Genomic DNA, 15,100 nt, shown 5'->3' on the forward strand with positions numbered 1-15,100 from the left:
GGACGATCAGATCACCCTCTTCGACGGCACCGGCGTTGGTTTGCAGGACCTCGCTGTTGCCTCCGCCGTCGTCAACCTGGCAGTAGACCGCGGCGTCGCAATCCACGTGGAGATCTGAAGGAAAAGCGGAAAACCGGCGGTGCAGGGCACAAGCTGGCGTCAGGCCACCGCGCCCTGAGCGGTTGGAACGCGATCGACTGGGGCCATGGGAGGGACGATACCTGCATCAGACGCGTGTCCGAACGGCATGCCTGGCCGCAGTCGTCCTGTTGTAACGGCCTCAGCCTCAAACCTCTGATCGGATCGCGCCTGTCCACCGATGTATCTGCCCTTCGAAACTTTCGGAAACACGCGGCGTGGCGCGCTCTTTCAATTCATCACATCTGCGGCTCGGTGGCATCGAGAGATGCCGGAAAGTGCCGAAGGCAAGGTGAAGGATCCCCGCCATCATGTCCCTGCCAAGCCCGGGATATCATTGCAGCCCAAGCAATTGCTGGTGGCGTCTCGGCATCTCTTCGCGACGCAGAGACGAGTTGGCAAAGCTCTTGGGAGCAACGGAATGCGCATCGGTGCAGCGCCTTGCCAAGGGCAGAAAGCCATGCGCGCAGAGGATCGCGTGGGGTTGGGCCGGCCCATCTGAGATGTTTACCGCTAATATAAGACACTTGAAAAATCCCTTCACACCGTATTTGGAAAGGAATTCGTGACGCAAGCCAAAGGCATTTTCGATTTGGAAGCCAGAACATTGACAATTGTTGATCTCGAAAGGGGCCCGGCCATTGTCGTCGTACTCTTTGCGGCGCTCATTATCTGGGTCTTGTTCCGGCAATGGGAACGCACCCGATGGTTTCTGGTAAAACACCCGTTCATGGGTGGTATCATCGAGGCCATTCTCTTTGTCTTTGCAACCTATACCATCCATGGGATCATCATCCTTATCGGCACCTTGCCGCGATTCAGGGGCTGGGCCGATATTCCTCAGATCGGCGCGGAACTCGTGTTGCATCTGGGCTGGGCGGTCGCAATCGCGCGCATTGTCGAAGGCGCCGTGCACAAGAAACGCGCAGACAAGCCGGACTGGCGCGTCTCTCGCCTGTCCCGGATCGGCTTTTACAGCATCTTCATGCTTTTGGGCGTCCTCGGGTTTTTCGTTTCCGATGGCAATACACCCACCGAGCTGTTCGTCTGGACCGGCGCCACAGCCGCCGTTCTGGCATTTGTCATGCAGCAGACGCTCGGAGATTTTTTCTCGGGGCTTGCGCTGACGATCGAGCACCCGTTCAAGATCGGCGACTGGCTGCGGCTTGAAGATGGAACCGAGGGGCAGGTCGAAGACATGAATTGGCGCGCCACGCGACTGCGCAAATGGGACAAGACATCCTATGTGATCCCGAACGGACGTCTGGCGAGCGAGAGTTTCACCAACCTGTATGGCAGCCAGCACAGCTTTGCTCCCTGGTACACGGTGAAGGTTTCGAATGAACATGCGCCCGCCCTGGTGGTCGCCTTGCTTGAACAGGCGACGCGCGCCTGCAAGATCCCCTCGCGCGATCCCGAGCCTGTCGTCAGATTGATGGATGCAAGCAGTTCACCCTACACCTACATGATCTGGGTACAGTTCCCGAATTATCCGACGATGTTTGCGGGTCGCGACGAGCTCTATCGCGCGATCGACGATGCGTTGCGCTCGGCCGACATCGAGATCGCCACCGACATACAGGAAATTCGTCTGCGTGATTTCGGCAAGGTCAAGGCACCCTCAGGCTAGGACCCGAACCTTTGGGGCTCTGCCGGTACAATTGAACGCGTCTTGTCAATACAACCGGCCCAACCCCTTGATCCTGTCCGGATAATCATCGGAAAACCGCTAAGCGACTTCTCCGAAAATGCGGACAAGGCCGCGTGCAGCAGGGTCCGCACTGGTCAGCAACGGCAGGAAGAGATCGCTGCTGGACCATGGTGACAACTGAAAATTCCGGTTTACGTTGCCTGTACTGGCAGCCTCGACATCGGTCACGTTGATGACATGCAGACCCTTGACCCGTGCCAGTTCCGCTTGCAGCGCTGGCATTGTATTGCCGGGATCCGCCGTCTTACCCAGACGTGTTCGCCCAAAGACCAGCCTTGCAATGGCCAGGGCAGTTTCCTGATCCCGGAAATAGGCCAACGGGCTTGGCGTCGCGGTCCAGTTGAAACTGACGAAGGCACCCTGATAGCCCAGAAAATGCTGTAACTGGCGGGACACCAATCTGGAATAGCCAAAATCGACGTTGTAACCCGGATTGTAGATAAGGATATCCTTGTTCCGCGATTGGGAAAGCTGCGCATTGACCAGAGCTGCAAAATGCCGTCCCGCCGCCTCGATCTCGGCACGACTTGCGGGCGCGTTCATTTTTTTGATTGCGCTGAACGGCATGACCCCGGTTTCCCGCACGCCCACGACACGCAGGGAGTAGTTCTGGTCACGCGCAGCGGCGAGCGTAATCTGGCGGGCGTTTTCCCGGGTTTCGAGCGGTGGCTCCGTTGCCAACTGCGCGACACCCGTGTGCAAAGCCAACCCGCGATGGTCACGGGCCATGGCATGGGATCGGGTGCTCTGGTGATGGTTCGAACCGTTGCAGAACGGCCGGACCTGTATACGATCGTCTGCATCGTAACCGGACCGATTTTTCGTTAGCATTCTCCTTGACCAGTTAATTCGGACCGCGCGACCCAAAGATAGAGGTCGACCCCCTTCGACCGCCATCGCACCATAACGATTGGAGAGAACATGGCTGATAAAGATTTTTACGGCTGCCCTTGTTGCAGCGGGACCTTTGGCGGAATGTTTGCAGTTAATCAAAGTGTCCGTCAGCTTAAGGATCAGGCTGACAACACAGGGGGCTGGGCCTGCAACTGGGGGATAGATTTCCTCAGCATGGGCCGCCGCGACTTCATGAAGACCGGCGCTGCAACCGCAAGCCTGGCGGCGATGCTGGGCGCGGGCGGCACGGCGCAAGCGCAGGATCAAACCGTAACCATATTCACCAATGGCACGGTTCTGACTGTCGACGATGCCTTCTCCGAAGCCGAAGCCATCGCTCTGCGTGGCAACCGTATCCTAGCCGTGGGCACCGATGGAGAGGTGCGCGAAGTTGCCGGCGAGGATGCCCGGATCGTCGATCTGGACGGCAAGACCGTCTTGCCGGGCTTCATCGACCCACATGCTCATGTGGTAAGCGGTTCGGTTGTCGACTCGATCATGGAATATGTCGGTATGGCACGCTTTACCACGGTAGCCGAGGTGATTGACCACATCGCCCGGCGCGCCGCAGAGACACCGGCGGGCGAATGGCTGGCCTTTCGCAACTTTGACCCTGCGGTGCAGGACGGCGCCGACGCACTGACCTTTGCAGATCTCGACCCGATCTCCACCGAGCATCCTATCTTTGTTCTGAACGCATCGGGCCATATCGCCTATGCCAATTCCAAAGCCTTCGAGGTGTCGGGCATCACCAACGAGACCGAAGCCCCCCCCGGAGGCGAGTTCGTTCGAGATGACGCGGGCAACATGAACGGCGTCATGAAGAACAACGTTACCTTTCTCCTTGTTGCCGCCAACAATCCCGCCATGACCACCTCTGACCCGGTTGAGGGGTTGATCAACCTGCTCGACAAATGGGGGGCGCTCGGCCTGACCACTGTGTCCGAGTTGAGCCTGGGAGCGTTGTCTCAATCGCCTGCCGATACCCAGGTCATGGTCGCTGCCGCCAAGACAGGTCGGCTCAAGGCCCGGATACGTGCCTATCCTTTCTATACGGTCGGTGCCGATGCCTGGGACGCGGCGGGGATCAAGCAAGGCGACGGCGACGAGCTGGTGCGCATCGCGGGCTACAAGCTGGTCGCCGACGGTTCAAACCAGGGGTTTACGGGCCTGCAACGAGACCCCTATCTCAACAGCGACGACCGCGGCCTTGCCTATATGCAGCCTGACGAACTGACAGCCGCGGCGCTGGAGCGGGCGCAAAAGGGTTGGCACCTTGCCATCCATGGCAATGGCGACGCAGCGATAGACAACATACTCGCATCCTGTGAGGCGCTGCGCGATGCGGGTCTTGATATGTCACGGATCCGCCCCCGGATCGAACATTGTTCGATCCTGCACGATGAACAGATTGCAAGGATGAAAGAACTGGGCATCTCTGCCAGTTTTCTCATCGGACATGTCCATTACTGGGGCGTGGCAATGCGCGACACCGTCTTCGGCGAGGACAAGGCGCAACTCCTCGATCGCTGCCGTAGTGTGGAAGAGGCAGGCATCGGGTTTACCCTACATTCCGATTTCATGGTGACCGACCCCAACCCCCTTCATATGATCGAAATGGCCGTTACCCGGCGGACCTGGAAGGAACCCGATTACATCCTTGCTCCGCAAGAGACGGTAACGGTCGAAGCAGCCATTCGCGCGGTCACATCCGAGGCCGCATGGCAGCTGTTTTCCGATCACGAGGTGGGCAGCCTGGAGCCCGGCAAGCTGGCCGATATGGTCATACTCGAATCCGATCCGCGCGACGTTGCCCCGGACCGGATCAAGGAGATCAGGGTGCTGGAAACATGGATGGATGGCCGTCAGGTGTTTGCAGCCTGACCGCGCCCCGAGCGGCGATCGCCCTGCGATCCCGTTCGAAGGCGTGGTCATTTCGGGCATGCAGCAGGTGCGTGGAAGTCAGGCCCGGTGGCCGGCGGACTGTCGCCGGTTCACTGCGATGTCCCTTGCACCGGTCGCATTGTCGCAACAAGTTCCGCAACCTTCAGGCCGAATTTGCGCATCTCGGACTTGTTCATGATCGCGCCATCAGCGGTGAGATACATCCAATCGGTCGCCTTGAGCACATGGCCCCCTGCACTCTCGGGCAGCACGATCTGATAGTGGAGCTGGACCGTCGAACCCGAAATCGTGCCCTGGGCCTCTCCCACCAGATCGTCCGCGGTCGCGGTGAAAGTGTTGTCGGGGCCAAGGGTCAGGTACCATTTCCGGCTCTGGGTCGTCCCGTTGGAGTAGGTGAATTCCTCGGACAGGGTACCGGTGTCTCCGTCCCATTCGCCAAACATCTTTGCAACGAAGCTGTTGGCCATCTTTCCGTTGGGCCCAAAGATGATTCCCTCCGACAGGATCTCGCCTGAAAGGTGCTTGTTCAGAACGAACTGCGGGCCGGTTTCGGTGTAGTCCTCTGGCGATTGGAATTTGAAGCTGAGCAGATAGGTTTTCACGATCATCGCCGCGACGATCACCAGCAGGGCAACGGTAAGGAGTTTCATCAGGCAGGTCTCTCTTGTGGCAGCGTCAGAGCAAAAGCAAAGGCCGCGGATTTCAGCACGCAGGGGAGGATGGCATAGGTCAGTGTCAGAGCGCCCAAGGCGCGGGCATCGTTGTCAGCACCCGGTTGGAATCCCTGCTGCTCCAGCAGAGGCAGGGCAAGGAAGGCGGCCAGCGCCAGGGCCAGCTTTCCGGCAAAGGACCAGATGCCAAAGGCAGTCGAGGCATTCAGGCCCGCCCGGGTCAGCGCGATGCTGAACATGGCCGGCAACAGCACCATGTCGGCGCCAAGGGTCGCACCAGAAATGGCGCAGATCAGGACAAAGGGCAGCAGATCGCCAGGCCCCAGGAAGGCAGCACCGGCGAAACTGGCAATGGCCAGCGGCATCGCGATCAGCAGAGTCTGCCGGGGTCCGACACGCTGGCTGAGGCGGGTCCAGAACGGCACGCTGAGGCCGGCGAACAGAAAGAAAAGCACCAGCAGTCCACCCGCGTATCCGGCCAGTTGCAACCGGTCCTCGACAAAGAACAGGAACAGGGTAGAGGTCAGCGCCACAGGCAGGCTGTTGAGAACTGCCAGCGCCAGCAAGCGGAGCGCGCCCGCATCCGCCAGCGACGGGAGCGACAGGGGCCGGCCCGCCAGCACGGGCCGCGCCCAGATCGGGCGGGTCAACAGCGCGGTCAGCAGCGCAAACCCGCCAAGCGCCAGCCCAAAGGTCGGATAGGCACTGCCCGATACCCCAAGGCCCACAATCAACGCAGGTGCAATGGCCGCAAAGATCACCCCCGCCAGCATGCCGCCCTCGCGAAAGGCCGCAAGCCTCAGCAATTCACCGGGTTCGCGGGTTCTGGCGAGCGTCGCGCTGCGGCCATAGAGCAGGATCATGCCAAGGCTGTAGGCGGTGAACAGCCCGATCAGAATGGCGACCAGCTTAACGATGACACCGGGTCCGGCTGTCAGGGAGAACAGTAGTGGAAAGCCAAGCGCCAGCCCGCCGGCGGCCAGCATGGCAAAGGGCATCTGCGCCGATGGCCAGCGGTCGACCAGCCAGCCGATCGCCGGATCCTGAACAAGATCGACAAGCCGGATGGCAAGCAGGATGGCTCCAACCGTGCCCAGACCGATCCCCAGCTCCACCGCCGCGAATTGCGGCAGATGGATGTAAAGCGGGATCCCCGCCGATGCGAGCATCATCGCATAGAGGCTGACACGGGGATAGGTCATCACTGACCCAAGAGCGCCTGCGTGAAGCGGGCCGAGCGGCTGTCGGGGCCCAGGAAGATCGACATGAAATCGCGTTTGATCCCCTTGTGGCGCAGGTCACAGGTCTTGCGTCCGTTCAGACGGAACTCCAGCCGATCCGGTCCCCGGCTGATGGCAAGATAGCTGTCACCGGGTTCGACTTCCTGAAAACAGGTCGCGAACTTGGCGGCAGGTGGCGGCGGGTTCCCCATCCGCTCCATTTCGCGCAGCGTTGCCTCGACCAGATCGGATTGGCTGATCCTGCGCTGATAGGTCAGCTCGATCCCGAAATCCTGCGACCAATCCAGCGGCGCCGCATTGCGCGTGAACAGGCGCGCCTGATAGACAGGCAGACCCAGCAGGCGGAACGTGGCAGCGCCGCGCTCCTCGGCCCCCGGCAACAGCGATTGCACCTGGCTGGCGGGTGCGGCGACGGGCAGGGCAAGCAGGCAGAGAACAGCGAACACTCTAGGCATGGGCCAGCTCCACCTGCACCACATTGGTATGGCCAATCGCAAAGGAAGCGGCGCAGATTTCGAGGTAATACTGCCAGTTCCGAAAGAAGGCCTCGCCATGGCCCAGCTCCATTATCCGGCGCTTCTGATCGGACAGGCGGCGGGCCCAGATGCGGCAGGTCTTGCCGTAATCCTGACCAAAGCCAAAGCTTTCCTTGACCTGTAAGCCCGCCAGATCCGCCTGCCGTGCGATGGCTTGATCGGATAGCAGCATGCCGCCCGGGAACACGTATTGCCGGATGTAGTCCGACGAGGCGCGATAGGTCTGAAAGAAATCGTCGCGCACCGTGATCGCCTGCAACAGCACCCGACCACCCTCGGCCAGATTGGCCTTGAGCTTGGCAAAATAGCTTGGCCAATACCGCTCGCCCACCGCTTCGATCATCTCGATCGACACGATGTTGTCGTACCGGCCTTGGATGTCGCGATAGTCACGCAGCTGGATGTCGGCCCGTCCGTCCAGACGGCTTTCGGCATAGCTGTGCTGATTGCGCGAGATGGTCACGCCGGTCACATCGCGGCCCTCGCTGCTGGCCTGCTCGGCGAAGCCTCCCCAACCGCAGCCGATCTCAAGAACCCGCTCGCCGTCGCCTAGCCGCGACAGGATACGGGCATTCTTGCGGGTCTGAGCCTGTGCCAGATCGTCCCCGCCCGACCCGAACAGGCCCGAGGAATAGGTCATGCCGTCGTCCAGCCAGAGCTGATAGAACTCGTTGCCCACGTCGTAATGGGCCCGGATGTTCTTGCGGGCACCGCGCCTGGAATTCGCGCGCAAAACCGTATCCACAATGCGAAACTTGGCGCGGTTCAACGGGCTTGCCTGATCATAGCTGCCCAGATGGTCGCGATTGCGCATGGCAAGCTGCATCAACCCCTCGATCGAGGATGTGTCCCACAGACCCTGCACATAGGCCTCGCCCAGGCCAACCTGGCCATGAGCCGCCATCGCGGATACGGCGGCCCAGTCGTTGATCTGCATCTCGGCCTCGGGTCCGGTGTTGCCGAACTCGTAGCGCGCCCCATCGGGGGTGCGCAGCGTCAGTCTGCCCTCACGCAGACGCGCGCAGACCGAGAGGAATTCCGATTTCAGCGCTTTGTCCGTGAGTGCCATGATCTGTTCCTTTGGCTGGGTAGAGGGTGAGCGTGTTCATCATCCGGACGATCCGCATCGCGCTCGCGATGCCGTCCTCGTGGAACCCGTGCCGGTTATAGGCGCCGGCGAACCAGGTGTTGTTCTGACCCTGCATCGCGCGGATCTGCCGCTGCGCCCGCAAGGCCGCCTTGTCAAAGACAGGATGCGCAAATTCCACCCGGTCATAGACCTTGTCGTCGGGAATGGGTCGTGTTGGATTCAGCGTCACGAAAAGTGGATCGGTGTCAGGGATGCTCTGAAGGCGGTTCATCCAGTAGGTGACCCCGACACCGCCATCCTGGCTGCGATAGGCCCAGCTGGACCAACACGAGCGCCGGCGGGGCATCTGCCCTTCGTCGCAATGCAGAACCGCAGAGTTGGGCTGATAGCGGATGGCGCCAAGCGCGGCGGCCTCGGCGGGCGTCGCATCGCCGCCGAGAATGGCAAGCGCCTGATCGGAATGACAGGCAAGGATCACGTCGTCGAACCCGCGCACCGCCTGTCCCTGGGCCACGATCCGAACCGAGCCCGCCTGGCGCACCACCTGTCGAATGGGGGTGCCGGTATGGATCTCGCAACCCCGCGCCCAGAGCGCCGCTTCGAGCCGACGCACGTATTCGATGCTGCCGCCTTTGACGGTCCACCATTGATGCTGGTCGGTGCCGGCGAGCAGCGCGTGATTGCGAAAGAACTGTACCAGAGATTTGGCCGGAAACGCGTCCACATCATTGACCGGGGTCGACCAGATCGCGCCGCACATCGGCATCAGATAGTGGTCGCGGAACCAACGGCCCAGGCCCAGCTCCTCGACCAGGTCTCCGATTGTTTTCTCGTCATCCGTCGCGGCGGCCTCGGCCCGTTTCCCGAAGCGGATGATATCGGCGATCATCTTGTGGAACTGCGGCCGGAACAGATTGCGTTTTTGAGCGGTAATCGTACGCAGATTGTTCAAACCGTATTCCAGCCGCCCGTCGTCGATGCTGGCGCAAAAGCTCATCTCGCTCTTGATCACCGGGACATCCAGCTCGCGAAACAGCCGGGTCAGATAAGGGTAGGTCGCGTAGTTGAAAACGATAAAGCCGGTATCGACGGGCTGGTCGCCGTTCCTGCCGGCCATGACCGTCCGGGCATGCCCCCCCAGACGCGGCGCCGCCTCATAGAGAGTGACATCATGGGTAACAGAAAGATAGTAGGCGGCAGAGAGACCGGAAATGCCGCCTCCGATAATTGCAATCTTGCGGCGGGGACCCTGGGTCTGGTCCAGCATGGGCAACATTCCTTCGTGTTGTTTGAAGGTGTTACGATGGCGCGGGAGAAACGGATCACCATTTTTCAAACAAGGTCGCGTTTGGGTGATCCGCAACCGGCCTGACCGCGTAAACAGGTCATGATCGAACATGTTGCAGCCCAGACCTATCACGCCCGGCAGGGAAACCTGAAGAACGCCTTTCGCTACGGGGTCGACTACATCCTGACCGATTTGGGTACAGGCGCACCGCCGCTGTTGTCGCGCAACCGGTTCAACCTGTTCTCGATCCATGACAGGCATCACGGCGGTCCGCGTGGCAACGGGCAGGGGGTCGCTTGGTTCCGTGATCAGTTGCGCCAACGCGGCTTTCCGGTCGAGCGCGCCCGGCTGTTCCTGCTGACGCAACCCAGCTTTCTGTGGTTTCATTTCAATCCGGTCAGTTTCTGGATCGCAGTCATCGACGGCACCCCGCGAGCTTTCATCGCCGAGGTGAACAATACCTTTGGGCATCGGCATTGCTATTTCGCGGCCCATTCCGATTTCCGGCCGATCCGCCGAGAAGAGGTCATCCAGGCCGAAAAGCTGATGCATGTATCGCCGTTTCAACAGGTCGCCGGAGAGTATCGGTTTAACTTCGAGCTGACCGACAGCGCCGTGAACATCCGTATCGCCTATCAGAACGGCGATCAGGGTGTGCTGGCGACACTGAACGGACTGCGCCGTCCCGCGACCACTGTCTCGCTGGCCGGGGCTGCCCTGCGCCGACCGCTTGGTGCCATGCGCGTGGTCGCTCTGATCCATTGGCAGGCGCTGAAACTCTGGATGAAGCGGGCGCCGTTCCTCAGAACACCGCCCCCGCCCGAACCGCTGATCTCGGACAGTTCGACCTATTCGGGCCGCAAGGCATGAACAGTTTCGCCGGCAAGACGATCTGGCTGGTCGGGGCCAGCCACGGGCTGGGCCGCGAAATCGCCCGAAAGCTGGACCGGCAGGGCGCGCGGGTCATTCTTTCCGCGCGCTCGGCCGACGCGCTTGAAACGCTGGCGGCAGAGTTGAGGCAAGCGCGCGTCGTGCCAATGGACGTCACCGACCTGAGCTCGGTCATCCAGGCCGCAGATGTGGCGGGTCGGGTCGATGCAGTGATCTACAATGCCGGAACCTATGAGCCGATGCGCAGCCAGGACTGGGATACAGAGACTGCGCTGACAATGAACGACGTGAATTTTGGCGGTGCGTTGCGCGTTCTGGGACAGGTCCTACCCGGTTTCGTCCGGGCAGGGCAGGGCGACATTACGCTGATCGGATCCCTGGCCGGGTACCGGGGTTTACCCGCGGCCATCGGCTATGGCGCCAGCAAGGCCGCGTTGATCAGCCTGGCCGAGACGATGCGGCACGATCTGCGCGGCAGCGGCGTCACGGTGCGCCTTGTCAATCCCGGCTTCATCAAGACCCGGCTCACGGGCAAGAACAGCTTTGCCATGCCGCAGATCATGGCCCCCGATCGCGCAGCCGATCATGTTCTGGCCGCGATGCGTCACCGTCGGTTCCGCACAGACTTCCCGCGCCCCTTTTCTTGGGCGATCAAACTGTTGCACCTGCTGCCAGATTGGCTGGTCTATCGCGGTGGATGACAAGGAGGCGGGGCGGTATCCGGCCCAATCCGATCCTAGTGAATTGAGCCAGACAATTCGAACCCTCGTTCGCGGCTGTTACGAACTGTTTGCATGGGCCTGCTGTGCGCGAACAGCGGACATAGCCGATGACGGCGCGGATCGAGCGCAAAGATTCCCCCGGCGCTGTACCGCTGATAAGCAGCTTCGCCAATCCGGGCGTTCGTTTGCGCGCAGCATGACAAGCCGGGCGTACGACGGCAGGACGGACTCTTGAGACCTTCGCAGAAATTGGATCAACTCAAGGAACCGGCTTGTTTCGTGCCTTCGTCAGTTGCGCACCAATGGGCAAATCCCACCAGCCGCGTCGAGTTCCAAATGGGAAAAATGACAATATCGAAAATCTTCCCAATCCGGGTACGAATACGCCCTGAGCAGGACAAAGATAACGGTTCAGTCGGAGCCGCATAGCTGCCTCCACCAGCGTCCAAGGAAGAGATCGATTACGGACAAGTCGATCTAAATGGGTTGCGAGGCCCGGCAGCACTCTGCGTAGTGGCTTGGTTGCGAGTTGGTTGCTATCCTCTCGAAGGACATTCCTGAGGACGGGACAGTGCGTAGGACGCCTATCATCGCTACATACGTCACGACGCCGCTGCCCACTCTGGTCGAGGCGGTGGCGGGGACGCGGGCGATCTCCAGGATCTTTTCATCGGCCGACGTACCGGAGATTGCGCAGGGAGCTTCGGCTCGCTTCATGCCGCAGCGAAATCTGTATGCCCTTCTCGAGGCGACGGCCCGGGAACTCGGGATGCGCGACCTCGGCCTCGCCTATGGACGCCACCTCGATGTCGCCGACTGGGGGCTCTGGGGATCCTATGTCCGGGACGCCGAGACGCTGGAAGGGGCGTTCAGACGCACCGAGCGAGCGATGCCGTACCACGTGAGCATGGACACGCTCACGCTCGAGATCCGCGGCGACGAGGCGTGGTTCATCCACCGCGCCGAGCTGTTCGGCATTATCGGATACCCGCACTATGCCGCCTGCGCTGCCGCCGCCATGATCAGCCTCATCCGGGCATTCACTGGCCCGGGATGGGCGCCGAGCCGGATTGAGGTCAACCTGCCGCGACCGCGTCCTGCCGGGACATGGGAAGACATCTTCCGCTGTCCGGTCGTCTTCGACCGGCCTGACCTTGTGGTTGTCCTGCCGCGCGATCTGTTGACCTCTGCGAGGATTTCCCCATCCGCCGGTCACCCGGTCACGACCGCGGATCTGCGCCGGCTGGTTTCTGCCGGGGCTCCGCCCAACTTCGTGGGCGAAGTCACCGAGATCGTGCGGTCACGCCTGCACCACGAGGCGTCCGACTTCGAGGGGCTGGCGCACCTTCTTGCCATCGGGCCGCGGACTCTGCAGCGACGTCTCGACGAGGCCGGAACGAGCTATCGCGACATCGTTGCACGGGTTCGCATGGACCGTGCCCTCGAATTGCTGCATGAGACCGACATCCCGATCCTCGATATCTCGGCAGACCTCGGTTACTCGGCGCCGACGCACTTTGCCCGTGCCTTTCGCAAGGCCCTGGGCCGGTCTCCGGCCGAGATCCGCCGCGCGTCGAAGGGCGCAATGCAGCGGCAGTCCGACCGCCAAAGGACCTGATCCCAGCGCTTCGGCGAGCGCCGGTGCTTTGTCGTAAAATGGTCGGTTCCGGCGGGCCCGAACGTGTACAAATTCACACATGCCGAGAGTCGCAGATTTGAAGCGGCTCGTTTGCAAAATGGAGCGAGACCAAGCATGATATCCTGGAAGTCGGCCGCAGCCGCCGCGTTGATCCTTTGGGCCGCGCCCGCCGTCGCCGAGCCCACCTACAAGGCGGACGTCCCACCTTCGATCCTTACCCCCGACACCGTCGAGACGCGGCTGGGCACATTGCGGTTCACCGACGGCGCCCCCGACACCGAGACGGTGGCTCTGGCCTACGACAACCTTGACTTCATGCGGGGCGTGCAGGCGTTTCTCGATGGCATGCCGGCGGCATCGATCTATGCGATGTGCAACGGTCTGAAGGAAGATGCCGGGCTGGACGATCAGACGTTCGGCATTTTCGAAACACTGATGGACGCCAGGTCGATCTTCCTGACACCGAACTCGACAACCGTCTACGTCACCCACTGCTTTGACCTGGAAAACGGTCCGATCGTGCTTGAGGCGTCGCCGGGACTTCTAGGGCCGATGGACGATGGCTACTTCAGGCATGTCACCGATGTGGGCCTCACCGGTCCCGACAAAGGTGAGGGCGGAAAGTATCTGTTCGTGCCGCCGGGCTACGAGGGCGAGTTGCCCGCGGAAGGCTACTTCATCGTCAAGTCGTCTACCTACACGCTGTGGCAACTGGCCCGGGCCTTCGTCACGGACGGAGATATCGAAGCGACGGCCCAAGGCGTCAAGGACACGATGCGGGTCTACCCCTGGGCGCAGCGCGACAACCCGCCAGAGACAAAGTTCGTCAACTTGTCGGGGCTGCAGATCAACACCGTCCACGCCAACAATTTCGAGTTCTACGAGGAAATCAACGCGGTCATCCAGAAGGAACCCGGAGATGCCCTGCCGGCTGAAGTGGTCGGCACGCTGGCGGCCATCGGCATCAAGAAGGGCCAGCCCTTCGAGCCCGATGAGCGGATGCGCGCGATCCTGGCGGACGCGGTCGCGGTCGGGAATGCCACCGCGCGGGCGATCGTGTTCGCCCAGCGGGATAAGCGCGGCTTCTACTATCCGGACCGACAGTGGAAGACCAGTTTCATCGGCGGCAGTTCCGAGTTCTACGACAACGGCGAGCGGTTGCTCGATGCCCGTGTCCTTTTCCACTACTACGCCACCGGAATCACGCCAGCCATGGCGGCGCCCGCCGTCGGCACGGGATCCGTCTATGGCTACGCGGAACGCGATGCCAACGGCGAGTATCTCGACGGCGGCAAGACCTACAGCATCACGCTGCCGGCCCCGGTCCCGGTCAACAACTTCTGGTCCTTCATGGTTTACGATAACCAGACCCGTTCGATGCTGGAAACCGACCAGAAATTTGCAGGCGTGGACAGCAACAGCCCCGATCTGATGGCGAACGAGGATGGTTCCTATACGATCTGGTTCGGCCCCGAGGCACCGGAAGGCAAGGAAGGCAACTGGGTCCAGACCATGCCGGGCAAGGGCTGGAACACGCTGATCCGCCTCTATGGCCCGCTGGAGCCCTGGTTCGACAAGACCTGGAAGCCGGGTGACTTCGAGCCGGTCGAATAGGCCGCAAGCGCTTTGGCCCGGCCAATCGCCGGGCCAGATTTCACCATTCTCAAAAAGGACAAAAGTCATGAGCAGGACAGGGATCTTTTCAGGAACGCTTGCTGCCCTTGCCAGCCTTGGCATGTCGTCTGGCGCATGGGCGCAATCCACCAGTGACGCCGAACTGGCCAAGCAATTGTCAAACCCCGTCGCTTCGCTGATCAGTGTTCCGCTCAAGTTCGACTACGATTCCAACATCGGCACCGGGGACGATGGCATCAGCCGCACCTGGACGATACAGCCCGTCATCCCCATCAGCTTGAATGAAAACTGGAACCTGATCTCCAGAACGATCATTCCCTACTCCGTGAACACGAATGTGCCTTCGGGGTCGGGCAGCACCTCTGGCCTGAGGGACGTGACGCAAAGCTTCTTCTTCTCGCCCAAGAATCCGACGGCCAATGGCCTGATCTGGGGCGTCGGCCCGGTCTTCCAGATCCCGTCCGGCAGCGATCTGTCGTCGGACACCTGGGGCGCTGGTGTGACCGGTCTGGTCCTGAAGCAGGAGAATGGCTGGACCTATGGCGCGCTGGCCAGCCAGGTCTGGGATGTCAGCGGCGATGTCGAGATCAACACAACCTTCGTGCAACCGTTTCTGTCCTACACGACGCCCACGTCGTGGACCTATGGCCTGAATACCGAGAGCACCTACAACGGCGTGACCAACGAATGGTCTGTGCCGGTCAATGTGACTGTCGCCAAGCTGGTGAAATTCGGCAAC

At 61.2% G+C, this 15,100-nt stretch carries 14 protein-coding genes and 1 pseudogene; 8 read left to right on the plus strand and 7 right to left on the minus strand.

Going from position 1 to position 15,100, the window contains the following annotated elements:
• Window positions 1-118, plus strand: a pseudogene (locus AC2FL1_RS22235) (ornithine cyclodeaminase family protein); the annotation flags it as partial.
• Between the two features lie 354 nt (window positions 119-472).
• Here AC2FL1_RS22235 and AC2FL1_RS22240 read toward each other — a convergent pair.
• Window positions 473-862: a hypothetical protein gene (locus AC2FL1_RS22240; RefSeq protein ID WP_496878369.1), complete on the minus strand. Its 390-nt coding sequence runs from the start codon at window positions 860-862 to the stop codon at window positions 473-475.
• A gap of 6 nt (window positions 863-868) precedes the next feature.
• On the opposite strand from AC2FL1_RS22240, the gene AC2FL1_RS22245 reads away from it, so the two are divergent.
• Window positions 869-1,768: a mechanosensitive ion channel family protein gene (locus tag AC2FL1_RS22245; protein WP_496829784.1), complete on the plus strand. Its 900-nt coding sequence runs from the start codon at window positions 869-871 to the stop codon at window positions 1,766-1,768.
• A gap of 99 nt (window positions 1,769-1,867) precedes the next feature.
• On the opposite strand, the gene AC2FL1_RS22250 is transcribed toward AC2FL1_RS22245, so the two are convergent.
• Complete coding sequence (locus AC2FL1_RS22250; RefSeq protein WP_496878370.1) at window positions 1,868-2,578, minus strand: alpha/beta hydrolase; 711 nt, start codon at window positions 2,576-2,578, stop codon at window positions 1,868-1,870.
• Between the two features lie 339 nt (window positions 2,579-2,917).
• Between AC2FL1_RS22250 and AC2FL1_RS22255 the strand changes: the two genes are divergently transcribed.
• Window positions 2,918-4,627, plus strand: a complete 1,710-nt coding sequence (locus AC2FL1_RS22255; RefSeq protein WP_496878371.1) for an amidohydrolase — start codon at window positions 2,918-2,920, stop codon at window positions 4,625-4,627.
• A 110-nt stretch (window positions 4,628-4,737) separates the two neighbouring features.
• Here AC2FL1_RS22255 and AC2FL1_RS22260 read toward each other — a convergent pair whose 3' ends face one another.
• From AC2FL1_RS22260 to AC2FL1_RS22280, 5 genes are read right to left on the minus strand one after another with little or no spacing between them, the layout of a single operon-like run.
• Complete coding sequence (locus tag AC2FL1_RS22260; protein ID WP_496829778.1) at window positions 4,738-5,298, minus strand: DUF3833 family protein; 561 nt, start codon at window positions 5,296-5,298, stop codon at window positions 4,738-4,740.
• Window positions 5,298-6,521: an MFS transporter gene (locus AC2FL1_RS22265; RefSeq protein ID WP_496878372.1), complete on the minus strand. Its 1,224-nt coding sequence runs from the start codon at window positions 6,519-6,521 to the stop codon at window positions 5,298-5,300. Before AC2FL1_RS22265 ends, AC2FL1_RS22260 begins: the two co-directional genes overlap by 1 nt.
• Complete coding sequence (locus AC2FL1_RS22270; protein WP_496878373.1) at window positions 6,521-7,015, minus strand: hypothetical protein; 495 nt, start codon at window positions 7,013-7,015, stop codon at window positions 6,521-6,523. The genes AC2FL1_RS22265 and AC2FL1_RS22270 overlap by 1 nt, the downstream gene beginning before the upstream one ends.
• Entirely contained in the window at window positions 7,008-8,165 is a 1,158-nt protein-coding gene (locus tag AC2FL1_RS22275) for a class I SAM-dependent methyltransferase (protein ID WP_496878374.1), read from the minus strand. Before AC2FL1_RS22275 ends, AC2FL1_RS22270 begins: the two co-directional genes overlap by 8 nt.
• Complete coding sequence (locus AC2FL1_RS22280) at window positions 8,104-9,453, minus strand: NAD(P)/FAD-dependent oxidoreductase (protein ID WP_496878375.1); 1,350 nt, start codon at window positions 9,451-9,453, stop codon at window positions 8,104-8,106. Before AC2FL1_RS22280 ends, AC2FL1_RS22275 begins: the two co-directional genes overlap by 62 nt.
• A 120-nt stretch (window positions 9,454-9,573) precedes the next feature.
• On the opposite strand from AC2FL1_RS22280, the gene AC2FL1_RS22285 reads away from it, so the two are divergent.
• The 5 genes from AC2FL1_RS22285 to AC2FL1_RS22305 form a co-directional block, all read left to right on the plus strand.
• Window positions 9,574-10,344, plus strand: a complete 771-nt coding sequence (locus AC2FL1_RS22285) for a DUF1365 domain-containing protein (protein ID WP_496878376.1) — start codon at window positions 9,574-9,576, stop codon at window positions 10,342-10,344.
• The gene (locus AC2FL1_RS22290; RefSeq protein WP_496878377.1) at window positions 10,341-11,066 is read left to right on the plus strand and encodes an SDR family NAD(P)-dependent oxidoreductase; all 726 of its coding nucleotides are present in this window, start codon (window positions 10,341-10,343) and stop codon (window positions 11,064-11,066) included. Before AC2FL1_RS22285 ends, AC2FL1_RS22290 begins: the two co-directional genes overlap by 4 nt.
• A gap of 655 nt (window positions 11,067-11,721) precedes the next feature.
• A complete protein-coding gene (locus AC2FL1_RS22295; RefSeq protein ID WP_496878380.1) occupies window positions 11,722-12,705 on the plus strand; it encodes an AraC family transcriptional regulator in 984 nt (327 codons plus the stop codon).
• 135 nt (window positions 12,706-12,840) lie between these two features.
• On the plus strand, window positions 12,841-14,340 hold the full coding sequence (locus tag AC2FL1_RS22300; protein ID WP_496878378.1) for a DUF1254 domain-containing protein: 1,500 nt from the start codon (window positions 12,841-12,843) through the stop codon (window positions 14,338-14,340).
• A 67-nt stretch (window positions 14,341-14,407) separates the two neighbouring features.
• Window positions 14,408-15,100: transporter (locus AC2FL1_RS22305; protein ID WP_496878379.1), on the plus strand; the 693-nt coding region annotated here is incomplete at its 3' end.

This window comes from Ruegeria sp. YKSF070 (assembly GCF_059612725.1).

Coding starts and splice junctions, on each gene's coding strand:
- AC2FL1_RS22245 (WP_496829784.1), top strand. CDS start 869: ATGGGTGGTATCATCGAGGCCATTCTCTTTGTCTTTGCAACCTATACC.
- AC2FL1_RS22250 (WP_496878370.1), bottom strand. CDS start 2,578: ATGGCCCGTGACCATCGCGGGTTGGCTTTGCACACGGGTGTCGCGCAG.
- AC2FL1_RS22255 (WP_496878371.1), top strand. CDS start 2,918: ATGGGCCGCCGCGACTTCATGAAGACCGGCGCTGCAACCGCAAGCCTG.
- AC2FL1_RS22260 (WP_496829778.1), bottom strand. CDS start 5,298: ATGAAACTCCTTACCGTTGCCCTGCTGGTGATCGTCGCGGCGATGATC.
- AC2FL1_RS22265 (WP_496878372.1), bottom strand. CDS start 6,521: ATGACCTATCCCCGTGTCAGCCTCTATGCGATGATGCTCGCATCGGCG.
- AC2FL1_RS22270 (WP_496878373.1), bottom strand. CDS start 7,015: ATGCCTAGAGTGTTCGCTGTTCTCTGCCTGCTTGCCCTGCCCGTCGCC.
- AC2FL1_RS22275 (WP_496878374.1), bottom strand. CDS start 8,165: ATGGCACTCACGGACAAAGCGCTGAAATCGGAATTCCTCTCGGTCTGC.
- AC2FL1_RS22280 (WP_496878375.1), bottom strand. CDS start 9,453: ATGCTGGACCAGACCCAGGGTCCCCGCCGCAAGATTGCAATTATCGGA.
- AC2FL1_RS22285 (WP_496878376.1), top strand. CDS start 9,574: ATGATCGAACATGTTGCAGCCCAGACCTATCACGCCCGGCAGGGAAAC.
- AC2FL1_RS22290 (WP_496878377.1), top strand. CDS start 10,341: ATGAACAGTTTCGCCGGCAAGACGATCTGGCTGGTCGGGGCCAGCCAC.
- AC2FL1_RS22300 (WP_496878378.1), top strand. CDS start 12,841: ATGATATCCTGGAAGTCGGCCGCAGCCGCCGCGTTGATCCTTTGGGCC.